A 23,522-nucleotide genomic window follows, 5' to 3' on the forward strand; every position below is an offset into this window, starting at 1 on the left:
GTTTTAATGCTGCGGTTGCAGCAGTTCGTGGCAAAGTTGTTTGATCACTTCCTTTTGCTGCAGGCCGCTATGCCGCAGACGGCGTATGTGGTCCGCATCGTTCACCGCGATTTTGACGTAATGCTCAACATCGTCGAGCAGCGCGTTTTCTTCGCTATTTTGCGCGCCGGGCCGCAGTGCGGCGAAGGTGGCCAGCATGTGCGACGTCAGGCTGTAACGGCGCAGCGTAGCGGGATCCACATAGTCGGCGCCAAAGCCGTGGCGACAGGCGTTGATCTTGTTGTAGTGGGTAAAGGCGGCATATTCCGCAACCACCTTTTGTCTGTTATCCAACAGGTATCTGGCCAGCAGACGACAATAGCCGGCCAATGTCACCGCATGATGAATATGCAACGGCGTATCGCAGACCCTGATTTCCACCGTACCCAACTCCGGCTTGGGCCGAGTGTCCCAATAAATGTCCTTGATGCTTTCAATGACCCCTGTGCTGGTAAGCCTTTCATAATACAGGGTGAACTCGTCCCAATTATAGATTTGCTCAAGGCAGCCGTAGTTGGGGAAAGAGTTTTGCGCGCTGAAGCGTGAACTGGCAAACAGGGTATCGACACCCTGGTAGATCGGCGAAGAGGCGCTCAGGGCAATCAGATGGGGCAAATAGGGCGTCATGGCATGGCACAGATACATAGCCTCATCACCGTCGTTGACGCCGATATGGATATGCTGGCCGAACACGCAGGCCAGCTTGGAAAGATAACCAAAGCGGCTGGCCAGCAATTTGTAGCGTTCAGAATCGGTAATGATCTGTTGACGCCAGTCGTTGCTCAAATGGCGGCCTCCACCGCAGACGTCGCAATCAATGCGCTGCGCTCCGGCGCGTATCTTTGCGGTCAGTTCGTTCAGTTCGGCCAGCAGTTCACCGAGATTGGTATGTACCGAGCTGTTTAACTCCACCATCGATTTGGTCAGCTCGTGTTTGACGCGTTTTTTGTCGCCGATGTCTTCAACCAACCGATCGGCCTTGTGCGACAGATCGTAGTTTTCGTTATCCACCAGTTGCAGCTCTATTTCCGTGCCAAGAGTAAGCCTTTCCGAGCGTTTGAAGGGTAGCGGCATCACACATCTCCAGATCTACGGCGGTGCATTCAGTATAGTGCGCCAGTGGGTTTTTAGCGTTTTCGGATACCGGGTAAAAAGGGTTATTACATTTGATTATCCATATATATGTTTGACATCGACCTGCTGCGGATTATGATGGCGGTTATCATTCGGAGAGAAATTTATGCCATCGCTGACGCCGCTGAAACTGTTTAAAAATCTGTCGGACGATACCCGGTTGAACCTGGTGTTGTTGTTGCGCCAGGCGGGGGAACTGTGCGTGTGCGAACTGTCCAGCGCGTTAGGCGAATCGCAACCCAAAATTTCCCGTCATCTTGCTATGCTGCGAGAAAGCGGCCTGTTGCTCGATCGCCGTGAAGGTAAGTGGATCTATTACCGATTGTCGCCACATATGCCGGCCTGGGCTGCGGCGATTATCGAGCAAGCCTGGCTCAGCCAGCAGCAACGGTTCAGCGAGCTGGCGCAGCAAGCCGCAACGGGTGGCCGGGCGCTCTGCCGGTAAGGTTAAAAAATTTACTTTTATATATTCGAAAAAACATATGTGTTTATGGCGTGATGCGCCAGGGAGCGATGATGGTACTGGCTGGGGCAATTTTTATTCTGACGCTCGTTTTGGTGATCTGGCAGCCAAAAGGGTTGGGTATTGGCTGGAGCGCTTCGCTCGGGGCAGTGCTGGCACTGTTGACCGGCGTGGTGCACCCCGGTGATATTCCTCTGGTTTGGCACATTGTCTGGAATGCCACGGCGACCTTTATCGCGGTGATTGTCATCAGTCTGCTGCTGGATGAATCCGGCTTCTTTGAGTGGGCGGCGTTGCACGTGGCGCGCTGGGGCAAGGGTAAAGGTCGTGGGCTGTTCACTTATATCGTGCTGTTGGGCGCTACCGTGGCGGCGCTGTTCGCCAACGACGGCGCGGCGCTGATCCTGACGCCGATTGTGATTGCGATGCTGCTGGCCCTGGGGTTCAGTTCGGGCGCCACGCTGGCGTTCGTCATGGCGGCGGGCTTTATTGCCGACACTGCCAGCCTGCCGCTGGTGGTTTCTAATCTGGTGAACATTGTCTCGGCAGATTTTTTCAAGCTGGGCTTTACTCAATATGCCGCCGTGATGGTGCCGGTGGACATTGCCGCTATCGTCGCGACGTTGGTGATGCTGCACCTGTATTTTCGCAAGGATATTCCGGTGAGCTATGACCTGGCGCTGCTGCGGCCGCCGCGTGAGGCTATCCGCGACTTGCCGACCTTTAAAGCCGGTTGGGGCGTGCTGTCCTTGCTGCTGGTGGGGTTCTTTGGCCTGGAGCCGCTCGGCGTGCCGGTCAGCCTGGTCGCCGCCGTGGGGGCGGTGATCCTGCTGGCGGTGGCGAAAAAGGGCCATGCGATTGACACCGGCAAAGTCTTGCGCGGCGCGCCCTGGCAGATAGTGGTGTTCTCGTTGGGCATGTACCTGGTGGTTTATGGTCTGCGCAACGCGGGGCTGACCGATTTGCTGTCCGGTGTGCTGGATGGTCTGGCCGAACGGGGGTTGTGGGCGGCCACGTTCGGCACCGGATTCCTGACGGCGTTCCTGTCTTCGATCATGAACAACATGCCGACCGTGCTGGTGGGCGCGCTGTCGATCGACGGCAGCAGTGCAGAGGGCGTGATCAAGCAGGCGATGATTTACGCCAACGTAATCGGCAGCGATCTGGGGCCGAAAATTACGCCAATTGGCAGTTTGGCTACGCTGCTGTGGCTGCATGTGCTGTCGCAGAAAAATATCGTCATCACCTGGGGATATTACTTCCGGGTGGGAATAGTGATGACAATTCCAGTGTTGTTTTTCGCGTTGGCCGCCCTGGCCCTGCGCCTGTCGCTTTAGTGTTAACGAGAGAGAACCCCATGAGCCAGATAACCATTTACCATAACCCGGCCTGCGGCACTTCGCGCAATACGCTGGCACTGATCCGCAACAGCGGCGTGGAGCCTGCGGTGATTTTGTATCTGGAGACGCCGCCCAGCCGTGACCAACTGGTCAAACTGATTGCCGACATGGGCATTTCCGTGCGTGAATTGCTGCGCAAAAATGTCGAACCTTACCCACAACTGGGGTTGGCGGATGCGCAGTGGAGCGACGATCAACTGATCGACTTCATGCTGCAGCAGCCAATTTTGATTAACCGGCCGATCGTGGTGACGCCGTTGGGCACGCGGCTGTGCCGTCCGTCGGAAGCGGTGCTGGATATCCTGCCGGATCCCCAGCAAGGCGCGTTCAGCAAAGAAGACGGCGAGCCGGTGATTGACGCGCAGGGGCAACGAATCACGGGAAAATGACGGGCCTGCCAGCCAGTCATCCCTTTTCGGTGAGGAAATCCACAACGCTTTGGCCGAACATCTCTGCGCAGGCCACGTTGGAGATATGCGAGGCTGGCAACACGTTTAATGTGGCGCATGGCGCATTGGCGACCAAAAATTCGGCGTCCGCCACGGTGGTGACCGGGTCATGCTCCCCGGCGATGACCAGCATTGGCCGCGTCATCTGGCGGGTTTGGTCACGAAGGTCGGCCTGCGCCAGCGCATCGCAGCAGGCGGCGTAACCGGCGGCGTCGCCGGCCGCCAGCCCGTCAACCAGCGCGGCAACCCGCTGCGGCGAACGCTGCAAAAAGGCTTCGGTAAACCAGCGGGAAGGGGAGGCGGCGGCGACCGCCGTCAGCCCTTCGTTGCGCACTTGCCGCGCACGCTGCTGCCAGCCTTCGGCGCTACCGATGCGTGCGGCGGTGTTCGCCACCACCAGGCGACCGATGCGCTGCGGGTGATAGCGGTTGAGCCACAGCCCGGTCAGCCCGCCCATCGAGATACCGCAAAAGTGGGCGCTTGGCGCTTCCAGCCTGTCGAGCAGGGCGATAACGTCATTGCCGAGTGTTTCCAGCCGCAACGGGGTTCTCGGCAGCGGCGTAGTGCCGTGGCCACGTTGGTTGTAACGCAATACGCGAAAGTGTTCACGCCAGGTCGGCAACTGCGCCTGCCACATGTCGAAGGTGGTGCCGAGCGAGTTGGACAAGACCAACAGCGGCGCACCGGCACGGCCATCAAGACGATATTCAATGTCCATATTCATACCCGTTCTATGATCAGCGCAATACCTTGACCAACACCGATACACATGGTGCACAACCCGTAGCGCCCCCGGGTTTTCTGCAATTGCCAGGCGGCATTCATCACCAGCCTGCCGCCGGAAGCGCCCAACGGATGGCCCAGGGCAATGGCGCCGCCGTTCGGATTCACCTGTGCGGCATCGTCCTTCAGCCCCAGTTCGCGCGTCACGGCCAGCGCCTGTGCCGCAAAAGCTTCGTTAAGCTCGATAACGTCCATTTGATCGAGCGTCAGACCGGCGATCTTCAGCACCTTGCGCACCGCCTCAGCCGGGGCAAACCCCATAATTGCAGGCTCAATGCCTGTCACGGCGCTGGCGACGATACGTGCCATCGGTTGCAAGCCGTGGCGCGCCACCCCACGTTCACCTGCCAGCAACAGTGCGCAGGCGCCATCGTTCAGCCCGGAGGCATTGCCGGCAGTGATGCTACCTTGCGGATTAACCACCGGTTTCAACTTCGCCAACGCGTCGAGCGTCGTGGCGCGCGGGTGTTCATCCTGGCGGAACAGCAGCGGGTCGCCTTTTTTCTGCGCCAGGCTGACTTCAATCAGTTGCTCGGCGAAAAAACCGCTTTCCTGGGCGCTAGCGGTGCGCTGCTGGCTGCGCAGAGCGAAGGCATCCTGATCCTGGCGGCTGATGCCAAACTTCAGGGCCACGTTTTCGGCGGTTTGCGGCATAGAGTCCACGCCGTATTGCGCTTGCATCTGCGGGTTGATAAACCGCCAACCCATGGTGGTGTCTTCTATTTTCATCGCCCGGCTGAAGGCGCTTTCCGCCTTGCCCATCACAAACGGCGCCCGCGACATGCTTTCCACGCCGCCGGCAATCATCAACTCGCTTTCACCGGTTTTGATGGCACGGGCCGCCATCGCCACGGCGTCCAGGCTGGAGCCGCACAGACGGTTGAGGGTGCAACCGGGGATCTGCACCGGCAGGCCGGCCAGCAGCAGCGCCATGCGCGCCACGTTGCGGTTGTCTTCCCCGGCCTGATTGGCGCAACCGAACAGCACGTCGTCTACCGCGCCCCAGTCAAGCTGCGGGTGGCGCGCCTGCAACGCTTTCAGCGGCAGGGCAGCCAGATCGTCGGCGCGGACAGTGGCGAGACTGCCGTTCAGGCGGCCAAAAGGCGTGCGGACGGCGTCACACAGATAGGCTGGATTCATGCGTTGGTTCTCCGTGCTGAAGGGCAAAGGTCAACTCGACCGGGGTGATTTCCTGTAATTGTTGCGGGGTCAGCCCGCCGAATATTTCGCGCACCACCAGGCCCTGAGGCGTGACGTCCATGACCGCCAGATCGCTGTAGATGCGATCAATGCAGCCGATGCCGGTCAGAGGATAGGTACAATGGCGGACAATCTTGCATTCGCCTTTTTTGGTCAGGTGTTCAGTCATCACAAATACCTGACGCGCGCCAATCGCCAAATCCATCGCGCCGCCGACCGCCGGTATCGCCCCTGGCGCACCGGTACTCCAGTTGGCCAAATCGCCCTGTTCGGAGACCTGATAGGCCCCCAGCACGCAGATATCCAGGTGGCCGCCGCGCATCATGGCGAAGGAGTCGCCGTGATGGAAAAAGCAACCGCCTTTCAGCAGTGTGACCGGCTGTTTGCCGGCGTTGATCAAATCAGGATCTTCCTCTCCTTCGGCCGGTGCCGGCCCCATGCCGAGAATGCCGTTTTCGCTGTGCAGAAAAATTTCTTTGTCAGCCGGCAGGTAGTTGGCGATTTGCGTCGGGATGCCGATGCCCAAATTCACATAGGCGCCTTCCGGGATATCGCGCGCAATGCGCTCGGCCAACTGCTGATGAGTGAGTTTTGACATAAATCCGTTCCTTAAGCCGACAACTGCGCGGCGTTTGCCGGGGTGGCCACCAGGCGTTGCACGAAGATGCCCGGCGTGATGATGGTTTCTGGATCCAGATCGCCCAGCGGCACTAACTGATTGATTTCAGCAATGGTGCAATGGGCCGCCATCGCCATGATCGGCCCGAAGTTGCGCCCGGTCTTGTAATACAGCAGGTTGCCCCAGCGGTCGCCTTTTTCAGCCTTGATCAGGGCAAAATCAGCCTTCAGCGGCAGCTCAAACACATACTGGCGACCGTCTATCTCACGGGTTTCCTTGCCTTCCGCCAGTTTGGTGCCGTAACCGGTCGGCGTGTAGAAACCACCGAGGCCGGCACCACCGGCCTGAATGCGGGCAGCCAGATTGCCCTGCGGGATCAGCTCCAACTCCAGTTCGCCGCGGCGATACAGATCGTCAAACACCCAGGAGTCGGACTGGCGCGGAAAAGAGCACACCACTTTGCGCACGCAGCCGGCTTTCAGTAAGGCCGCCAGGCCGAAATCCCCGTTGCCGGCGTTATTGCTGATCAACGTCAATTCGCGCGGGCGGTGGCGGATCAGCGCATCCAACAGGGCGCAGGGTTGGCCGGCAGGGCCAAAACCACCGACCATAATGGTGGCGCCATCCGGTATATCTGCGACGGCGGCGTCTGCGGACGCCACGTTTTTATCGATCATCTGCTCTCCTGAGTAGGCTGAGGGTATTCCAGCGTCATACGAGTGGTTCTGATCTAAGTTAAATGATGAAAAATACAGCGACAAGTGCGAATATCAGCGTGTTGTGCGATTATCGAATCATTGATGGTTTGGCTACTCGTTTTGTGATGCAGGTAACTAAATCGCTATTTGGCGTCGTTCCGGTACTGCGGACGTATAAATTCCGGTGTTATCGAAAGAAGGGGAGATCAGGATGGATGAGGTTTCAGAGTTTGGCGGCGGGGAACTGCGTCGGCTGCAGGAGATCGGCGATTTAAGCAACGATAGGTACAAGGGCGATCCCAACTTTATGGCGTCGTTGGCCAGAGGGTTAGAGGTGCTGCAGGCCTTCCAACCGCAGTATTCGCAGATGTCGGTTTCCGAGATAAGCCAGATTACCGGCATTCCGCGCGCCGCGGTGCGCCGTTGCCTCTACACCCTGCGGGCGCTGGGGTTCGTGCATTGCCCCGATGGCCGACATTACCGACTGCTGCCGCGGGTGCTCACCATCGGCCATGCTTATCTTTCTTCTTCCGAGTTGGCGAAGGCGGCGCAGAACTCGCTGGATTACCTCAGCAAGCTGCTCAATGAATCCTGCTCGGTGGCGACGCTGGACGGCGACAACATACTGTACATCGCCCGCGCCTCGGTGAAGCGCATCATGACGATTGATCTGGGGCGCGGCAGCCGCTTGCCGGCCTACGCCACGTCAATGGGGCTGGTGTTGCTCAGTGCGCTGGACGAGGAACAGCTGGAGGATTATCTGTCGCGGGTGAGCTTTGAAGCGCTGACCGAGCACACCGTGACCAGCGCGGAACAGTTGCGTGAACAGTTGGCTAAAGTGCGCAGGCAGGGATATGCCATCAACGATCAGCAGTTGGAGATTGGCCTGCGTTCGATCGCGGTGCCGATGCATTCGCGCAAGGGCGGAGGTGTGGTGGCGGCAATGAACGTGGGGGTCAATGCTTCGCAAATTTCCTCGGCGGAGCTGCGTGAACGGGTGCTGCCACAGCTGCAACGCGCGGCGATGGAGTTGGCGCTGCTGCTGTAACGCTACTGCATGTCGCCGAGTTGAGGATTAAATTCTTATTCATCATGTTCTCGTGAGCGTCGGGTTTAAATACCGGCGCGGGCCAGCAGGCTCACCCCGGTTTCTGCTGCAGGTTATCCACAATTTTGGTGGATAACGTGTGAGCAACCCCCTGGCAAAGGGTCGGCGGGCGCAAAAAAAATCATTTAGAAAATTATTATATTACGCTGCCCAACGCGCTCTGGTGCGGCGTTGGGGGTTGCGTGTTTTAGGGTTTAGTTTATGATTTACTGTATACATATACAGTTAAATTGTGATTATTATGAACATGTCAAAATTGTATGCATTTTCACCCGGTGAGCCCGTCACGCTGCCGCTGTTTGCCGATCCCGTGGCTTGCGGTTTCCCTTCTCCGGCGCAGGATTATGTGGAGGCCCGGCTGGATATCGGCAAACTGCTGGTGCGGCACCCCAATGCCACTTACTTTGTGCGCGCCAGCGGCGATTCGATGGTCGACGGCAACATCAAGGATGGCGATCTGCTGATCGTCGACAGTTCACTGCGGGCGGAGCACGGGAACATTGTCATTGCCGCCATCGACGGCGAGTTCACGGTGAAGAAGCTGCAGCGCCATCCCGATCTGCGGCTGTTGCCGATGAACCCGGCCTATTCGCCGATTGTCTTCGGCGACGAAGACGCGCTGGAGATCTTCGGCGTGGTCACCTTTATTGTCTATGCTGCGGTGTGAGGGCGGGGCGAGCCCCCAAGGGGGTTACGCGGGTAAGATTGGCGTTGAAGAGGCATCTTCGGCTACCCAGGCATCTTTGGGCGGCTGAGTCGCCCCCCGGAAGTGACCAGCGGCATCCCTGCCGGTTCAGGAAAAAACCGTCAGAAATGCCATACCACGCCGGCATTCATACCGTTATCTTGATAATTCTGAGATAACAAACCGGTGTAGTTGAGGGAAACGGCAACCGATTTTGTGACGTTGATTTCGGCCCCCGCCTTCATCACCATGCCGTCGCGCGAGGCTGCGACCGTGGCGGTATTGAAGGTGGCGTCAGTGCCGGTAAAGCGTAAGCCGACTTCGCGTTCAGTCGCGTTGTACTGATGTTGCCAACCCAGTTCACCACGCAGGGTGACGGCGCTGTCTTTGCCGGCACTCCAGCGTTTGTCCGCACGCATACCCAGGGTGGATAAGGTTGCGCTGGTGCTCTGGCTGTCTGCTTTTAATGCGGCGGCACCGCCGTTCTCCGTCATATCATCACTGCGGTAATTCACCCACGCCAGGTTGGCGAACGGCTCCAGATTGAACCAGGCATTGTCCAGACGGTAACCCGCTTCTGCGAAAATCTGACCCGTTCCCGCGTTATAGCGTGCTCTGGCGTTATCGGACTGGCCGTAATACCCGATACTCCGGGAGGTTTCAATCCGGTGCCAGGTATAGGCGGTACCCGCGCGCAGATTCAGGTTGTCATAGGTTTTGCCGGCATAGACCGCCAGATGATAATTATCACTGTCGGCAGATGCGCCGTCTCCGTGCAATGAGGTGCGGGTGTAACCGGTGGCCAGGCCCAGACGCCAACGATCGGCCAGCTCATTATCCGCACCGAGCAATACCCCAAAGGTAGAATCGTGGAAGCCCGTGGCATTATCATTGCCGCTGGCGTGCTCCCAGTTGCCCAACAAACTGACCCAGGCGCCGTCCTCGTCTTGTTTGATGTCGCTGCCGTCCGCTGCGCCCTGAGTCTGGCGTAAACGGCCGTTAAGCGTATCCCGGACATAACGGCTGTTATTCACCAGCGCGGAGGCGGTATCCGCATGTATCTGCCCGGACAATTGACGATAGGCTTGTCGCGCCAGTTCCGCAGAAGGGGCTATCAGCAAGCTTTGATACACGGGGTTATCAGCCGGTAAGCGTTCCATTGCCGTCGCGAGGTTACGTTGATTGGCCGTGACGGCGACATCCGCAAAACGGGTGGCGTTACGTTGTAAACCCAATGAGAGGCTAGTGGGCTGATAGGTCAGATCGGGGGTTAAAAACAGCCCGGCCTCGGCAGGGCCAAATTGCCCCGTAATACCTTGCGCGGCAGTGAGCAGGGTATAACGCTGTGCCAGGATATTGCCGGCGGAGGAGGTTGAGGCCAGCAGGTTTTGCCCCGCTTGCGGCACCACGGCAATCTCGCCGCCGTTCAGTGTCGCCTGACCATTGACCTGCAGCAAATCGCTGCGGCCGGCCTCGATTTCAGCCAGATAACGGGAGCCATTTCCCAGCGTCAGATCGTTATCAATCGTCAAGGTACCGATGGAATTGCCGGGTGCCACCGTGCCTCCTTTATTTGCCGTCAGCGTGCCGATATGCCCACTGCCGCCTACCAGCCCGTCTTCGCGCACCACAGTGGCGCCGGCGGCGTTACCGTTGGCGATAAAGAGCCCGTCAGCCGCGACATCGCTGGCTAATGCGCCGGTGTTGGCCAGTTGCAACGCAGCGCCTTTGGCAATCCGCGTCTGGCCGGCGTAGTCATTATTCCCGCTGAGCGTTTGGCTACCGCCCGCTATTGTCAAACCGCCTTTATAGTGCGTTCCGTCAGGATTACTGAGGTCAGTGTCTGTGATACGGCCCGAGAAATTATCCTTCGCCTGGCTCAATACCAGCGTTCTGTTCCCCAGCGTGACTACGCCATTGCCGCTTAAGCTGCGGAGAGTGGCGTTGTTCATGCTGTCTGGAACGCCCCATAGCGGATTGAAATTACCGTGTTCGGTGATGTCAAACCAACCGTTATTTTCCAGCGATGCGGAGTGGGCGAGACTGCCGGGGCCGGTAAGGTATAACACCGCGCCCTTATTCACCCGGGTCACGCCGGTATAGGTGTTCATGCCGGTCATGTTGACGACTACATCTTGCATGAGCGTTAAGTCGCCGGCGCCGGAGATGGTGCCCGCCAACCCTAGATAACCTTTCCCCCCATGCGGATCACCCGAGGGATCCCCGGCTGGGGCACTCATCAGATTTCCCATTTGCCTGGTCACGCGGTTAAGGTGCAATCCGCTGCCGTTGGCATCCGTAGAAAAATTATCGGCATTGACGACGAAAGGGGTAAACGCCGTGAGCTGATTTTGCAAATCATACATCACTGAATATTGAGTGAAAAAACCTATACCCATCGTGATGTTCCAGGTTTTTGTGTCAGTGCTGTCACGATCGATAATCAGGCGATCATCACCGGCTCCCTGCAGAGTGATCCCGTTGCCGACTTTCTGTCCATTGGCGTCGACAGGCTGAAGCGTCAGGGCGGTCACTGACGTATTGTTTTCGCCATTCTTGTCAAATTTCACGCCATGCTGTTCGAGGATGTCGCCGACTTTTTTGCTGTCTATCGTTGCGTGGGTGGGATTGCCCGTATCGAATAAAATTGCGCCGCTCAGTGCCTCTGCGGGAAGCTCAAGGGTGCTCGACTGACCCTTGATATTGAGCGTGAAGGCGTATTTGAAGCGGCCTTCATGTTGTGATGACGCCGGTGCGCCAGAGTTGGGGAAATGGGTGATATCTCCCTCTTCACGTTTCGGTGCCCAGGGAACCTGGGTATCAAACTGCGCCCGCAGGCTGGGTGTCAAATGGAGGATGGTGCAAGGCGCGCAACCCGGTGAAAGCGTTGTCCCATTTTCGTTGGTATTGTCATTACCGGCGACGATGAAACCGGTTTTCGTGATGGTGCTAAAGGGGCTGCCGCCGTTGGGATTGCCTTTTGCATCCGTAAAAAGAAAATCCCCTACGCCAAAGGTGCCGTAGAAGTGCTTTTCTTCTGTCGGTTTGCCTGAAATTATGTTTTTTTCCGCACCCAGATCAATATAGTAAGGTTTTCCCTCTATCACTTTAAACGGCTTTTGATTTGCTTGCTGGGGGTGGTCGAGCAACAGATGTTCAACCTGGCCAATGACATAGCCTTTATTGTTGCTGCCGGGGGTCGCTACCGGTATCGGGGTGGCATCATCGGTGTAATAGGTCAGGTCCGTTATTTGTTTGCGCTGCAACCAATAACCCCCCCAGCCATCGTTGCCATAGAGATATTCGTATGCCTGATTCACATTCGGCCAGCGCGAAGTATCTTGCTGCCCGAGAACGGCGTTGAATTGATCCGAACCCGTATCAAAGATATATTTTTGTGCCGGGCCGCCATTCACACCCACATTAATGGTTAGGCGCTCCTCTGAATGCCCAAGGGGGATGTTGATGGGCGCCGGTGCCGCCAGAGCATAAGGTACCGGGTGTAAAAGCAATAGCGAACTGACCGCGAGTTTCAATGGTTTGATTTTTTTTATCATATCCATGCCCCATATTTTGCAATTGATTTAAAGTAAAAGGTAAGTGAAAAAGTTATTTCAAAGTTATCTTGTGAAAAGCCAGTCAGTCATTTTGATGATAAAAATTGGTTTTTGATTACGGTGCCGTATAGTTATGTTCATCGAATAACAATGGAATCGAAAAAACATTGCGCTAATTTATCGGGGACATGAATCTCTCGCGTCCATTTTAATACATTGTTTTTTTCTTCTGGCGAGACATCACCTCCCCAAACATCGACAAATTTATTGTTTTTAAAGAATAATACGCCAGGATCGGAGATGTCTGTTGCGGCATAAATGGCAAGCCATTCGTTGTCGGCCAAAATACGAGATATTTCTATGGTGCTTGGTTTTATTTTTTGGGTAAGAGATTTTTGCACCAACTCTTGGTAGAAGCCCATGTTGTCAGTATTGATGTCTTTCTTTAAAGACTCGCAATCTTGAGAGGACATTGCCATTTTCGCCATGAAAAATAATGATAGGGTTAATGTTAATGCGCTTTTATTCATCTGAATGTCTCTGGCTTAATGCAGGGTGAATATGATTATAGATTATGATGATTAATTGAGCTTTCTGGTTTGTAATTTATTGATAATAATGGGTAAATTGTTTTTATGATGACCGGGTCCAATTTTTTCTTGCGACTCGGCGAACAATATTTGGATAAATTTATCGGGGCTTAAAGGGCGAAGGTGGCGACAGCGTATTCTGATCGGGGTTATAGGGCTGCAGACAGGCGTTACTTGCGGACGACTTAAAAAGTCGCGCCGCATTTGGATGCTCAACCCTTAACTTGGCTTTTAATTAATTTTCAATTAGTTATGTAAATTCCTCCTCGGTTTTATCTGAAGTGATCGCCTACGACAGCACATTCATAAATCATCTGCTAGGTTTAATGGAATTAAAAACCTCCATGGGTCTCTGGAACTCAAGGGGGCTGTTCAGAGTGTTTACTCTAAGGCTCGTCTGGTGGGGGGCCAGCTATCTTATAATTAAAAACTATGGGCAGAGGTGACAGGCATGGTGCAGTTGGTCATGATTTTACTGGGGGTGGATTATTTGCGTAACCGCTGGCGAGGGTTGATGATTGCCGGTTGGTTAGGTGTATTGGCTGGTTTAATCGTCTTCATCGATGCGTTGGATAACGCGATTTATTTCCCCTTGCATCCCTTCGCTTTCCTGTTGTTGATCGAAGGCCTGGCAACGTTGATGGTCGCGCATACCGGCATCGGCGGGCAACGTACCTTGCGTTACGTAAAAGGAGGGGCATTTTCACTGGCCGCGTTATTGATCTTGAGCGGGCATCATCATGGTCATTTCATTTTATCGATGATTTTTGGCATTTTGTTTTTGACCGACGGGTTATTGCAAATCGTCTCGGCCGGCGTTGTGCGCTATAAAAACTGGAAGTTTGTGGTGGCCGGCGGTGTAATAGAAATCATGTTAGCCATTTTCTTCTTTCAACCCTATCCCACCCATTATGTCGGCACCGTGCCTTATTGCTTAGGTCTGGGGTTGATATTCGGCGGGTGGAATATGGTTATGCTCGCGATGCGCGTCAAAAAGCTGGAGGTCAACCCGGCGGTTTTGGGCAATACGGCCGCGGAGGAAGCCAGCAGTGCAGAAACCACGCCGTTGGTCACGGAATGGGACGGCCCCCCGGCTGCCGATGAACCTGCACTGACCATACATGTCTGGACGCCTGTGGGATCCTCGAAGAGTGCAGTAGTGCCTCATCCTGTCATTGATCGTTATATTGCCGCGGTGGATAAAAATGGGGTGATTTCCACCGGCCATGCTGCGCTGGAATCTCCGGAGGGCGTCTATATCAGCCTGTATCCGGCGGTCGATATTGATCGGTCGCCCGATCAATTTACCCGCTTGCTGCGGGCAACGGCAGACAATAATGTCGAAGGGCTGTTTCAACCGGATTATGTGACTGAATCCGAAAAATGGTGTCCTTCAACCATGCAGGTGCGGATCAGAAACTACGATGCCGAACGTTTGCAACGCTTCTGGGAAATCTATCGGGAAGACAATACCTATAATCTTACGCACCGTAACTGTTCAAGCAGTGTGGCGCGGGGGCTTGAAGCGGCGCTGGAAGGCGTGGTGGGTAAGATATGGGGACAGCGTGGCCACTGGTGGGTGTTGAGTAAAATTCTCACGACGCCGGAGTTATGGGTGGCGGTACAAATACGTAAACGCGCAAAAACGATGGCCTGGACGCCCGGGCTGACGCTCGACTACGCACGGGCATTAAGCATGTTGGCGGACCCCCGGCCGGCCGGTTGGATAACCACCATACGACGAGCCCTAAAGAAAACGTTTTCTTTGCGCAAACAATGGCGCGATGAAAAAGTGCAGGGCACGATAGCGTCAGGTGCTGGCAGTGAAGCCTCAAATGACAAAGGCAACTAGCTGTTATGGCCATGTTCTCGTGGTTGACCTCACCAACGGCAAGCAACGAACAAGACTGGGTGTTGGAATACGCTCGGCTACCGCAGGTGGAATGGGGGGAGCAGGGCGCAATAGTATTGCGCAATATTCGCAACTTCAGATATCAACCTACCCGCGACGATTATGTGCCCGATTGGTACGATGCAGAAATTGATATTAGCCAGTTAAAAACGGTCGATGTGGTCTCCTCCTATTGGTCAGGCAAGGCTATTGCGCATCTGTTTTTGAGCTTCGGTTTCGACGACGGCCGCCATTTGGCGGTATCGATAGAAACGCGGCGTAGCCGCGACCAGCGATATTCGACCTGGCGCGGTTTTTTCAAACATTACACGTTGACCTATGTGCTTGCCGATGAACGGGACTTGATTGGCGTCAGAACCGATGTTCGCAAAGAGCGGGTGTATCTTTATCCCCTTCAGATTTCGCCAGACACGGCCCAGACTCTTTTTCTGGGCTATCTGCAACGTATCGATCAACTGAGCCACCAACCCGAGTTTTATCACACGTTATTTAATAACTGCACGAGCAATATTTTGCATCATGCTACTGCGGTTTCTGCCGACATTCGTTATAGCTGGAAAGTCTTGGTCAGCGGCTATGCCGATAAGTATATCTATGAGCTTGGCTTATTGGATAACAGCCTGTCTTTTGAACGGTTGAAAAAACGATGCCTGATCAAAAGACCGGACAATGCCGTGATAAATGAGGATTTTTCGCGTTTGATTCGCGAGGGCGTTGAGAGGGAAAGCTGAATAAGCCACCCTCCCTGGTTTTATCGTGAATATGTTACCCAGCACCAGGCTCAGTTGCCTGGCGTTGAGATTCACATTTTGATCGGGTTTTCTGGCGATCCTCAGCCCTGAGGGAAAATTGAGGTCACTTCACGGGCGGTATCGGCCAGAAGTTCCCCGTTTTTGTAACTCTCGGTCACTTCTCCATTCTTGCCGATGGCTGTTTTAGGTCGTTCAATAAACTGCCCCAGCGGAGTCGCGTTCTCATCCAGTACCACCGCAAACGGAATTTTGACTTTATCGACACCAAAGTGTGCTTTAAAGACGGCTTCCGCCTTATCGCGCGTAACGATGCCCAGACGAATAGCCGGTGTTGACGCGGCAATGGCATGGATAACGGGCAAGTTTTTATGGCAGTCGGGGCACCACATTTCAGCTGCAACCAGAATGCTGTACGAACCCGGAAGCCGTGACAGCTTACTGATGACATCGTCAGGTAATGCCTCTTTGGCAAGCGCCTCAAAATGTCGCAATGCCTTGCTGTCTTCTTCTGTTCCGCCGGCAGCAAATTCGCTGTAACCCGATGCGGTATCAAGCAGTGCTTTGAAATCTTGCATGTATTCTCCTTAGTAGTAACCGGCACTCGGCATCACATCACTCTGGCATTGATAAAGGTCAATGGGATCTGTTTTGCCATTCTACCTCAGCCAAATGGGGCAGGAGAATTTGTTACTATGAGATGGAGGCGAGTGTTGCCGTTTCGCGAGTGACGGGAGGGGCGGTGGTTTGTGATATAAAAGCCCATAACGAGTACCCATTATCTGGAAATAAGAATGAACAAATACCTCCTCGCGTTATCCGCTGTGCTTATCGGCACGCAGGTTCAGGCTGCAACGCCTGCCGAGCTTCCCGCACCGGTCAAACAACTGGAAAAACAAGGTATTGAAATCATCAAACCCTTCACTGCGCCAGGTGGCGTTCAGGGTTGGCTGGGCAAATATCAAGGAACGGGGGTGACAATTTATCTGACCCCCGACAAAAAACATGCCATATCAGGTTATATGTACGATGAGAACGGAAGTAACCTGAGCGAAAAAGTCATACAAGAGGAGATGTACATCCCTGCTGGCCGGGAGATGTGGCAAACGCTCTTAAAAGCGCCAGGCATCATGGAAGGCAGCGATAAGGCAAATTGCCAGATTGTCGTGTTTGCCGATCCTTTCTGCCCTTACTGTAAAAAGTTCAGACAGGAAGTGCAGCCCTATATCAAAGACAATAAAATCGCCATGAAAACGCAGTTGGTCGCTGTCATGCAGCCCGACAGCGGCCGTTATGCGGCAGCGATATTGTCTTCTGACAACCCCGCGAAGGTCTGGCAGGATTTCGAGCTGTCTGGCGGCAAAAACAAGCCGACACTTTTGGAAAAAACGCCACAGCCGATTTTTTCCCGGATTCAGTACAACCAGAAATTGATGGACGATCTGGGCGCCAACGGCACGCCGGCGATTTATTATCTGAACCGCGCCAACATGCTTCAACAGATCGCCGGTCTGCCGGATAAAGATCAAATGGCCAATCTTGTGGCTTGTAAATAGTTCGCATGCCGTTTGCAGGGTGGCCGCGGCTCAGACACCCTGCTTATTATCAGCCGTGTTGGCGCATAAAGCGTGAACGCCAGGGTTTCAGCACCCAAAGGGCCAGTGCGGCGGTGATAAAATCAAAGGAAATCGCCATGCCAAAAACAACGTGCCATCCTTGCGTGTGCTGATAAAGCAGCGCCGCCAACGGGCCGCCAAAAATAGAACCTATCCCTTGCGACATGTAAAGCCAGCCATAGTTTGCGGTGGCGTTTTGGCTGCCGAAGGTATCGGTTAATGTTGCAGGGAACAAAGAAAATATCTCACCCCACCCAAAAAACACCACCCCGGAGAGCAAAACGAATAACAGTGGGTCCTCACGGCACATCAGCCACAGTGTCATTGCGACACCTTCGAGCGCAAAGGCGATAAACATGGTTTTTTCCCGGCCATAGCGATCGGAAATAAAACCGAACAGCGGGCGAGTCAGCCCATTGGTGAAGCGGTCCAGGGTTAACGCCAGGGGCAGCGCCGCCAGGCCGAAGACCACCGCCTGACTGATGCCAAAATCTTCCGCGAAAATAGCCATCTGTGACGTCACCATCAACCCGGAGGTGGACATCATTGCCATCATTACAAACATCAGCCAGAACAGAGGCTGACGCAGCATTTCTTTTGACGTGAACTGGCGTTTGTTCTGCTCCAGCCGGGTGTTGGCCGGTTGCGAGCCAATATTGACCGGTACTTTCAACCCTTGGCTGGCCAGGAAACCCACCAGGGCAAAGAGGCCGCCGAAGACCATCATGGTCTGCTCCAGGCCGTAGGTCCCCAGGGAAATGCTGATGGGGAAGGTGGTTAAAATCGCCCCCATGCCATATCCGGCAGCCACGGCTCCGGCAGCAAAGCCGCGCTGTTGCGGAAACCACTTGACCATCAACCCAACGACGCCGATGTACACAATGCCGGTACCCAGTCCACCGAGACAGCCATAAACCAGATAGAGCTCAGTCAGGTCGCTGACCTGGGATGAAATAATCCAGCTAAATCCCGAAAGCAGCGTGCCGATGGAGATTAATATCCGTGGTCCAAAGCGATCAATAAGCTTGCCCTGGAAGGGCGAGAAGAACGTTTGCAATATGATGAGCAGCGAAAAGGTGACCTGCAACGCGGGCAGATCAACGCCCAATTTGGCCGACAGCGATTTGGTCAATAATGTCCAGACATATTGCGGGCTGGAAATCGCCGCCATACAGATCAATCCCAACAGGAGTTGTGTCCACCGCTGATTGCTTTTTTCTATTACTGACTCGCTGACTAGGGTCATTTCAATCTCCCAAGATATAAGTGTTGTATCTGCCGATGCAGATGAATGAGCATTAAGCGTGCCAGAATAAAAAATAAATAATAAAGTTGTTATTTAACAATGTGATATGTTTTGTTTTTTGAGACTAAAGATACGTTTAAATTAAATACTTGTGGAATTGATGGATGATATTTCGCACGGGTATAGTGCAGATGAGCAACGTTAGTGCGGTATTAATTAATATAATTGATAGTTTAAGTATAAATATTCCTAAATAGGTCGGGGAATAGCCAATGATTACTCCGTGACGTTATACATGCCTTTATGATGAACAGCATGTTGAATGGGGTACCGTCTGTAGCGAAGCCTGTATACCAACCGCGCGTTCATATGAGGCCGAATGCGGTTTCGGCTCACGGGTGCCAGGCAAACCAAATTTCGCTGAAAATGATTGTCTTAGCGATTCACACCGCATCCTGCCGGCAAAGTTGCTTGCAGGGCGGTGATTTTTGTTTATCATTGGCTGTATATATATACAGTAAATTTATGCATTATGAAGACATGTCAACCCCGTTGCCCAGAACCCGATGCGCTCATGCCGCTCCCTTGCTATGGAGCGGTCTGACGATGTTTGCCCTGGTAGATGTGAACAGCTTTTATGCCTCTTGCGAGCAGGTTTTTCGGCCAGATCTTAAAGGTAAGCCGGTGATAGTCCTGTCCAATAACGACGGCTGCGTGATTGCCCGCAGTGCCGAGGCCAAGGCGCTGGGCGTGCCGATGGGGGCGCCGTATTTCAAGATCAAGGAGGAGATGCGCCGCCGCAACGTGGCGGTTTTCTCTTCCAACTACGCGCTGTATGCCGATATGTCCCATCGGGTGATGAGCATTCTGGGCGAGATGGCGCCGGCGGTAGAAATCTATTCGCTGGACGAAGCCTTTTTACGGCTGGATGGTGTTAACCGTTGTGCCGATCTGGCGCTGTTTGGCCGTCAGGTACGGGACAGGATCTTGCAGGAGACACATTTGACCGTCGGCGTGGGCATTGCGCCGAGCAAGACGCTGGCCAAACTGGCTAATTATGCCGCCAAGCGTTGGCCAGGTACCCGGGGCGTGGTGGATCTTTCGGATCCTGCCCGTCAGCGCAAGCTGCTGGCATTGATACCGGTAGAAGAAGTGTGGGGCGTCGGCCGCCGACTGACCCGGCAACTGCAGGCGATGGGGATTGAGAACGCATTGCAACTGGCGGACTGCGACACCCGGCTGGTACGCAAAACCTTCAGCGTGGTGCTGGAACGCACGGTTCGTGAACTGCGCGGGGAATCCTGCCTGCAATGGGAGGATGAGGCTGCCGCCAGAGAGCAGATCATCTGTTCACGCTCATTCGGCCAGCGGGTGACCCATTACCCGCATATGCGGGAGGCGATTTGCAGCTATGCGGAGCGCGCGGCGGAAAAGCTGCGGCAAGACGAACGCTATTGCCGCAGCGTGTCGGTCTTTATCAAGACCAGCCCGCATTCCGCAGGTGAGGGTTACTACAGCAACCTGGGCACCGCCCGGCTGCAAACGCCGAGCAACGACAGCCGCGATATTATCGCCATGGCGGTGCGTGCGCTGGAAAGCATCTGGCGGGAGGGGCACCGTTACCTGAAAGGCGGCGTAATACTGGGGGATTTCAGCGCAGGTGCCATGGCGCAAATTGACCTGTTCGACGACTGTCCGCCACGGCGCAACAGCGGCCAACTGATGGCGACGCTGGACAAGCTCAACCGGGAAGGGCGCGGCCGCATCTGGTTTGCCGGGCAAGGCATCGCCAAGCCGTGGCAGATGAAGCGTAAGATGCTCTCGCCGGCCTATACCACTAAATTTAGCGATATTCTCAGAGTCAGGATAGGTTGAACCCGGCCCAATATGGAGCAGGGAATTGCGTCTTAAAATTGCTGTGATATGAATTTACTTTTTTCTTAAGAACTCATAAATCTTTAAGGATAAAGAAACAAAAAAGTAGCCGGTGGCGAGGGTAATCATAAATTTGGATAGGCCCGCGGGTGCGGAGAACGCCAGACCAGGGGCCATCACTCCGGCACCACTAAGGAAAGGGGAGATGGAAAGTATGGCGAAAAATATGATTATGGGTCTGATAATTTTATCCATATATAACTCTTTGCTAATCGATAAGACGGCAGGTGTTAACTGCCGTCTTTAATTAATAAATTCCCTGGCGATTTAGGTATTACAGTTCAAAATGAACAGGTTAATCTTATACATGACATTTTCAAAAAATGAACTTGATAACAATATACAAAAATCTTCCGATGGCAACGGAAGCGCTAATTGAAACCATTGTTATTTTCTTTAGCTTAACGCTTACCAGGAACAACTACCGCCAGAGCTTGTCCCGCACTTGTTGCCACCTTTGCCCATTCCTACGTTGCCACCGCCTTTACTGGTGTCCTGGAAACATTTTCCAGTAATCGCGCCGCCAATCAATCCGGCAGCCACACCGGGTAATCCACCAAATACGCCCAATGCCGCACCAACGCCCATCCCATTGATACAGTCTGCCGAGGTATTGTTGGCGTAGTAATTACCTGAACCACTCTTGTTGTTGGAACGACTTCCACCCTTATTTCTTCCGCCATTGTCGGTACGATCGCCACCATTATTACCGCGACCGCCGGCGATAGAGTCTAACCAAACTGCATCAACTATTTCCATAACCAACTCCTTTTGAATATATGATTTATTTTAATGCTGACCTCTGTAAGGTGGTTAATTATTAACTTATCGCACTCATCATATCAAGCGTTATTTTATTAAGGTGGGTCAGCAAGCGAATTGTGTTATTGATTGGCGTAAGTTTAAATATTAAATAATGCTCGTAAGCTTAATCGGTATAATTAATCTTTAATATTTTTGCTCAACTTGTTATTGATTTCCGTTGTTTGTCGGCTTCTTGCGCCCGCGTTCTGCGCCGGGAATGATGTGCCTTCCGTACCTTTAGCCATACGGGATTACCCCAGCCTCGTCATGACCGAGATCTGCGAGGCAACTCTCGTTTATAGTCCTTCGGGCGTGAGGGTTCTGTACTATTGTTTTCTCTTTGCAGCACGTTCCACGCCGCTTCCGGCCGTGGTACCGCGGAGAGTACTGATGAACAAACGAGAATTAGAAAGCGCGATTGTCACCGATTTTTCCAAACGCATGAGTTACGGCGATTACCTGTGCCTGGACCAGTTGCTGGATTGCCAGCATCCGCTGTCCAACCCGCAGCATCATGATGAAATGCTGTTCGTGGTGCAGCACCAAACTTCTGAGTTGTGGATGAAGCTGATGCTGCATGAACTGCAAGCGGCACGGGCGTTGGTGCAGCAGGACAAGCTCAGCCACTGTTTCAAGATCCTGGCCAGGGTCAAACAGATCCAGCGGCTGCTGTTTGAGCAATGGGCGGTGCTCGAAACTCTGACGCCGTCGGAGTATGTAGAGTTTCGCGACGTGCTGGGCAACTCTTCGGGTTTTCAATCCCATCAGTATCGCTCCATCGAGTTTTTACTGGGCAACAAGAATGCGGCCATGCTGGCGGTATTCAGTAATGATGCGGAAAAACACGCGGCGCTGAAGGCGATCCTCGAGGCGCCAAGCCTGTACGACGAATACCTGCTCTACCTGTCACGCCACGGCCTGCCGATCCCGCAGGAATGTATCGACCGCGACTGGACGCAGCCGTACCAGCGCAACCCAAATCTGTTGCCGGCATTCAAAGAGATCTACGACCACCCGCAAAAATACTGGGAAGCCTATGAAATGGCCGAGAAGCTGGTGGATATAGAAGAAAGCTTCCACCTGTGGCGTTTCCGTCATATGAAGACGGTGGAGCGCATTATCGGTTTCAAATCGGGTACCGGCGGCTCCAGTGGCGTCAGTTTCCTGAAAAAGGCGCTGGATCTGACCTTCTTCCCCGAACTGCTGGATGTGCGCACCGAAATTGGCGCCTAGCGGGTGTGCGGAAACCAGGGCGTAATCTTTTGGCAAGGAGATCGTGATGGCGATAAGAATTGAGGATAGGGCAGCAGAACAGGTGGCGGGTGTGCGGGTGGTCGGGCCTTACCCGCAGACCATTCCTTTGGGCCTCGAACGGTTGATGGCCTGGCAACGGCAACAGGGTATTGTGCCAGGCAAATGGCTGGTGCTGTACTGGGACGATCCGGCTGAGGTCGCGCCAGAACGGTTGCGGGCCGATGTGGTGTTTACCGTGGCGAGCGATTTTACGCTCCCGACGCCGGGCAGTGAGGGATTTGCGCTGCAAACGCTGCCGGCCGGCCTCTACGGGATTTATCACGTCCGCATTACCGACGGCGATTTTGAGCGGGCATGGGGCGATTTCTATCAAAAGGAACTGCCGGCCAGCGGTTATCAGCCGACGGAGGGCGTGTGCTACGAACACTATCTCAACGACTGCGAAGCCGATGGTTATTTCGATCTCGATATTTATCAATCGGTGAAGAAGATATAACCGCAGGCCCCGGCGCACCGGCATATGCGGATAACATATTTCCATAATCATTTTGCCTCGTTTAGGCTGATACCCTGTGAATTTAAACGCGGCATAAGGTGTGACGATGGAGAGGGTATTGGTGACCGGCATCGAGCCGTTTGATGGCGACGACGTAAACCCGTCATGGCAGGTTGCGCAGGCTTTGGCAGGGGAACATATCGCCGGTGCGGAAATCGTGGCGCGCGAGCTTGCCTGCGTGTTGGGGCTGTCCAACCAACAGCTGATTGCGGCGATCGAAGAACTGCATCCCGTTGCAGTGATATGTCTGGGATTGGCCGGCGGGCGCGGGGAGATCTCCGTTGAGCGGGTGGCCGTCAATCTGATCGACGCCCGCATTCCCGATAACGCCGGTAAACAGCCGATAGACGTACCGGTGGTAGAGGGCGGGCCGGTCGGTTATTTCGCTACGCTGCCGGTGAAGGCGATTGTGCAGAATTTGCGCCGGCAAGGTATTCCGGCGGCGGTGTCCCATACTGCCGGTACCTATAATTGCAACCAGCTTTTTTACGGGCTGAGTCACCACATTGCCAGCCATCATCCGGCGATAAAAGGCGGGTTTATTCACATTCCATACAGCCATGAGTTGGCAGTCAATCATCCGGGTAAACCGAGCATGGCGTTAGCGACCATGATCGATGCGGTGCGCAGCATCGTGCATACCACGTTGACGGTTGAAGAAGACTTGGCGATCGGTGGCGGCGCGCTGCACTGAGACAGCGGCATTGAGGTAACGCCAGGGCATG

At 54.3% G+C, this 23,522-nt stretch carries 22 protein-coding genes; 12 read left to right on the top strand and 10 right to left on the bottom strand.

Going from position 1 to position 23,522, the window contains the following annotated elements; translation table 11 throughout:
• Positions 1–3: 3 nt before the first annotated feature.
• Positions 4–1,113: a YbdK family carboxylate-amine ligase gene (locus QZQ97_RS02675; protein ID WP_311992139.1), complete on the bottom strand. Its 1,110-nt coding sequence runs from the start codon at positions 1,111–1,113 to the stop codon at positions 4–6.
• Positions 1,114–1,279: 166 nt separating this feature from the next.
• Here QZQ97_RS02675 and QZQ97_RS02680 point away from each other — a divergent pair, with 166 nt between their 5' ends.
• The 3 genes from QZQ97_RS02680 (at position 1,280) to arsC (ending at position 3,425) form a co-directional block, all read left to right on the top strand.
• Positions 1,280–1,618 (top strand): metalloregulator ArsR/SmtB family transcription factor, encoded by a 339-nt coding sequence (locus QZQ97_RS02680; protein WP_311992140.1) that lies wholly within the window; start codon positions 1,280–1,282, stop codon positions 1,616–1,618.
• Positions 1,619–1,689: 71 nt separating this feature from the next.
• A complete protein-coding gene (locus QZQ97_RS02685; RefSeq protein ID WP_311993864.1) occupies positions 1,690–2,973 on the top strand; it encodes an arsenic transporter in 1,284 nt (427 codons plus the stop codon).
• A 20-nt stretch (positions 2,974–2,993) separates the two neighbouring features.
• Entirely contained in the window at positions 2,994–3,425 is a 432-nt protein-coding gene (gene arsC / locus QZQ97_RS02690) for a glutaredoxin-dependent arsenate reductase (protein ID WP_311992141.1), read from the top strand.
• 16 nt (positions 3,426–3,441) lie between these two features.
• Here arsC and pcaD read toward each other — a convergent pair whose 3' ends face one another.
• Genes pcaD through QZQ97_RS02710 form a run of 4 tightly spaced genes read right to left on the bottom strand, consistent with a single transcriptional unit; the run spans position 3,442 to position 6,764 of the window.
• The gene (gene pcaD, locus QZQ97_RS02695) at positions 3,442–4,209 is read right to left on the bottom strand and encodes a 3-oxoadipate enol-lactonase (protein WP_311992142.1); all 768 of its coding nucleotides are present in this window, start codon (positions 4,207–4,209) and stop codon (positions 3,442–3,444) included.
• On the bottom strand, positions 4,206–5,408 hold the full coding sequence (gene pcaF, locus QZQ97_RS02700) for a 3-oxoadipyl-CoA thiolase (RefSeq protein ID WP_311992143.1): 1,203 nt from the start codon (positions 5,406–5,408) through the stop codon (positions 4,206–4,208). The genes pcaD and pcaF overlap by 4 nt, the downstream gene beginning before the upstream one ends.
• Positions 5,386–6,066, bottom strand: a complete 681-nt coding sequence (locus QZQ97_RS02705; protein ID WP_311992144.1) for a 3-oxoacid CoA-transferase subunit B — start codon at positions 6,064–6,066, stop codon at positions 5,386–5,388. The genes pcaF and QZQ97_RS02705 overlap by 23 nt, the downstream gene beginning before the upstream one ends.
• 11 nt (positions 6,067–6,077) lie before the next feature.
• Positions 6,078–6,764, bottom strand: coding sequence for a 3-oxoacid CoA-transferase subunit A (locus QZQ97_RS02710; protein WP_311992145.1), 687 nt, complete (start codon positions 6,762–6,764; stop codon positions 6,078–6,080).
• 232 nt (positions 6,765–6,996) lie between these two features.
• On the opposite strand from QZQ97_RS02710, the gene QZQ97_RS02715 reads away from it, so the two are divergent.
• Together QZQ97_RS02715 and umuD are read left to right on the top strand one after the other, a co-directional pair.
• Entirely contained in the window at positions 6,997–7,833 is an 837-nt protein-coding gene (locus QZQ97_RS02715; protein WP_311992146.1) for an IclR family transcriptional regulator domain-containing protein, read from the top strand.
• Between the two features lie 307 nt (positions 7,834–8,140).
• Entirely contained in the window at positions 8,141–8,560 is a 420-nt protein-coding gene (umuD, locus tag QZQ97_RS02720) for a translesion error-prone DNA polymerase V autoproteolytic subunit (protein ID WP_442995184.1), read from the top strand.
• Positions 8,561–8,700: 140 nt separating this feature from the next.
• Here umuD and QZQ97_RS02725 read toward each other — a convergent pair whose 3' ends face one another.
• Both QZQ97_RS02725 and QZQ97_RS02730 read right to left on the bottom strand, forming a co-directional pair.
• Positions 8,701–12,135 (bottom strand): autotransporter outer membrane beta-barrel domain-containing protein, encoded by a 3,435-nt coding sequence (locus QZQ97_RS02725; RefSeq protein ID WP_311992148.1) that lies wholly within the window; start codon positions 12,133–12,135, stop codon positions 8,701–8,703.
• A gap of 137 nt (positions 12,136–12,272) precedes the next feature.
• On the bottom strand, positions 12,273–12,665 hold the full coding sequence (locus tag QZQ97_RS02730) for a hypothetical protein (RefSeq protein WP_311992149.1): 393 nt from the start codon (positions 12,663–12,665) through the stop codon (positions 12,273–12,275).
• A 511-nt stretch (positions 12,666–13,176) separates the two neighbouring features.
• Between QZQ97_RS02730 and QZQ97_RS02735 the strand changes: the two genes are divergently transcribed.
• Positions 13,177–14,577, top strand: coding sequence for an HdeD family acid-resistance protein (locus QZQ97_RS02735; RefSeq protein ID WP_311992150.1), 1,401 nt, complete (start codon positions 13,177–13,179; stop codon positions 14,575–14,577).
• A gap of 5 nt (positions 14,578–14,582) precedes the next feature.
• Entirely contained in the window at positions 14,583–15,368 is a 786-nt protein-coding gene (locus QZQ97_RS02740; RefSeq protein WP_311992151.1) for an Lnb N-terminal periplasmic domain-containing protein, read from the top strand.
• A gap of 101 nt (positions 15,369–15,469) precedes the next feature.
• On the opposite strand, the gene QZQ97_RS02745 is transcribed toward QZQ97_RS02740, so the two are convergent.
• Positions 15,470–15,964: a thioredoxin family protein gene (locus tag QZQ97_RS02745; protein ID WP_311992152.1), complete on the bottom strand. Its 495-nt coding sequence runs from the start codon at positions 15,962–15,964 to the stop codon at positions 15,470–15,472.
• 216 nt (positions 15,965–16,180) lie between these two features.
• Between QZQ97_RS02745 and dsbG the strand changes: the two genes are divergently transcribed.
• Positions 16,181–16,942 (top strand): thiol:disulfide interchange protein DsbG, encoded by a 762-nt coding sequence (dsbG, locus tag QZQ97_RS02750; protein ID WP_311992153.1) that lies wholly within the window; start codon positions 16,181–16,183, stop codon positions 16,940–16,942.
• A gap of 49 nt (positions 16,943–16,991) precedes the next feature.
• On the opposite strand, the gene oxlT is transcribed toward dsbG, so the two are convergent.
• Complete coding sequence (gene oxlT / locus QZQ97_RS02755; RefSeq protein WP_311992154.1) at positions 16,992–18,248, bottom strand: oxalate/formate MFS antiporter; 1,257 nt, start codon at positions 18,246–18,248, stop codon at positions 16,992–16,994.
• Positions 18,249–18,854: 606 nt separating this feature from the next.
• Between oxlT and umuC the strand changes: the two genes are divergently transcribed.
• A complete protein-coding gene (umuC, locus tag QZQ97_RS02760) occupies positions 18,855–20,123 on the top strand; it encodes a translesion error-prone DNA polymerase V subunit UmuC (protein WP_311992155.1) in 1,269 nt (422 codons plus the stop codon).
• Positions 20,124–20,591: 468 nt separating this feature from the next.
• Here the strand turns inward: umuC and QZQ97_RS02765 are convergent, their stop codons facing one another.
• A complete protein-coding gene (locus QZQ97_RS02765) occupies positions 20,592–20,942 on the bottom strand; it encodes a hypothetical protein (protein WP_311992156.1) in 351 nt (116 codons plus the stop codon).
• A gap of 435 nt (positions 20,943–21,377) precedes the next feature.
• Between QZQ97_RS02765 and kynA the strand changes: the two genes are divergently transcribed.
• From kynA to pcp, 3 genes are all read left to right on the top strand, one after another.
• Positions 21,378–22,220 carry a tryptophan 2,3-dioxygenase gene (gene kynA, locus QZQ97_RS02770; protein ID WP_006326156.1) on the top strand — a complete coding sequence of 281 codons (843 nt, stop codon included), beginning with the start codon at positions 21,378–21,380 and terminating at the stop codon, positions 22,218–22,220.
• Between the two features lie 46 nt (positions 22,221–22,266).
• Entirely contained in the window at positions 22,267–22,737 is a 471-nt protein-coding gene (sbmC, locus tag QZQ97_RS02775; RefSeq protein WP_311992157.1) for a DNA gyrase inhibitor SbmC, read from the top strand.
• Between the two features lie 106 nt (positions 22,738–22,843).
• Entirely contained in the window at positions 22,844–23,491 is a 648-nt protein-coding gene (gene pcp, locus QZQ97_RS02780; RefSeq protein ID WP_311992158.1) for a pyroglutamyl-peptidase I, read from the top strand.
• Positions 23,492–23,522 lie beyond the last annotated feature (31 nt).

It is taken from the genome of Serratia sp. root2 (assembly GCF_031931805.1).
Classification (GTDB): Bacteria; Pseudomonadota; Gammaproteobacteria; order Enterobacterales; family Enterobacteriaceae; genus Serratia; species Serratia inhibens.

What these genes read in the sequence shown, in the direction of transcription:
- QZQ97_RS02675 (WP_311992139.1), bottom strand. Translation starts at nt 1,113, where the DNA reads ATGCCGCTACCCTTCAAACGCTCGGAAAGGCTTACTCTTGGCACGGAA.
- QZQ97_RS02680 (WP_311992140.1), top strand. Translation starts at nt 1,280, where the DNA reads ATGCCATCGCTGACGCCGCTGAAACTGTTTAAAAATCTGTCGGACGAT.
- QZQ97_RS02685 (WP_311993864.1), top strand. Translation starts at nt 1,690, where the DNA reads ATGGTACTGGCTGGGGCAATTTTTATTCTGACGCTCGTTTTGGTGATC.
- arsC (WP_311992141.1), top strand. Translation starts at nt 2,994, where the DNA reads ATGAGCCAGATAACCATTTACCATAACCCGGCCTGCGGCACTTCGCGC.
- pcaD (WP_311992142.1), bottom strand. Translation starts at nt 4,209, where the DNA reads ATGAATATGGACATTGAATATCGTCTTGATGGCCGTGCCGGTGCGCCG.
- pcaF (WP_311992143.1), bottom strand. Translation starts at nt 5,408, where the DNA reads ATGAATCCAGCCTATCTGTGTGACGCCGTCCGCACGCCTTTTGGCCGC.
- QZQ97_RS02705 (WP_311992144.1), bottom strand. Translation starts at nt 6,066, where the DNA reads ATGTCAAAACTCACTCATCAGCAGTTGGCCGAGCGCATTGCGCGCGAT.
- QZQ97_RS02710 (WP_311992145.1), bottom strand. Translation starts at nt 6,764, where the DNA reads ATGATCGATAAAAACGTGGCGTCCGCAGACGCCGCCGTCGCAGATATA.
- QZQ97_RS02715 (WP_311992146.1), top strand. Translation starts at nt 6,997, where the DNA reads ATGGATGAGGTTTCAGAGTTTGGCGGCGGGGAACTGCGTCGGCTGCAG.
- umuD (WP_442995184.1), top strand. Translation starts at nt 8,141, where the DNA reads ATGTCAAAATTGTATGCATTTTCACCCGGTGAGCCCGTCACGCTGCCG.
- QZQ97_RS02725 (WP_311992148.1), bottom strand. Translation starts at nt 12,135, where the DNA reads ATGATAAAAAAAATCAAACCATTGAAACTCGCGGTCAGTTCGCTATTG.
- QZQ97_RS02730 (WP_311992149.1), bottom strand. Translation starts at nt 12,665, where the DNA reads ATGAATAAAAGCGCATTAACATTAACCCTATCATTATTTTTCATGGCG.
- QZQ97_RS02735 (WP_311992150.1), top strand. Translation starts at nt 13,177, where the DNA reads ATGGTGCAGTTGGTCATGATTTTACTGGGGGTGGATTATTTGCGTAAC.
- QZQ97_RS02740 (WP_311992151.1), top strand. Translation starts at nt 14,583, where the DNA reads ATGGCCATGTTCTCGTGGTTGACCTCACCAACGGCAAGCAACGAACAA.
- QZQ97_RS02745 (WP_311992152.1), bottom strand. Translation starts at nt 15,964, where the DNA reads ATGCAAGATTTCAAAGCACTGCTTGATACCGCATCGGGTTACAGCGAA.
- dsbG (WP_311992153.1), top strand. Translation starts at nt 16,181, where the DNA reads ATGAACAAATACCTCCTCGCGTTATCCGCTGTGCTTATCGGCACGCAG.
- oxlT (WP_311992154.1), bottom strand. Translation starts at nt 18,248, where the DNA reads ATGACCCTAGTCAGCGAGTCAGTAATAGAAAAAAGCAATCAGCGGTGG.
- umuC (WP_311992155.1), top strand. Translation starts at nt 18,855, where the DNA reads ATGTTTGCCCTGGTAGATGTGAACAGCTTTTATGCCTCTTGCGAGCAG.
- QZQ97_RS02765 (WP_311992156.1), bottom strand. Translation starts at nt 20,942, where the DNA reads ATGGAAATAGTTGATGCAGTTTGGTTAGACTCTATCGCCGGCGGTCGC.
- kynA (WP_006326156.1), top strand. Translation starts at nt 21,378, where the DNA reads ATGAACAAACGAGAATTAGAAAGCGCGATTGTCACCGATTTTTCCAAA.
- sbmC (WP_311992157.1), top strand. Translation starts at nt 22,267, where the DNA reads ATGGCGATAAGAATTGAGGATAGGGCAGCAGAACAGGTGGCGGGTGTG.
- pcp (WP_311992158.1), top strand. Translation starts at nt 22,844, where the DNA reads ATGGAGAGGGTATTGGTGACCGGCATCGAGCCGTTTGATGGCGACGAC.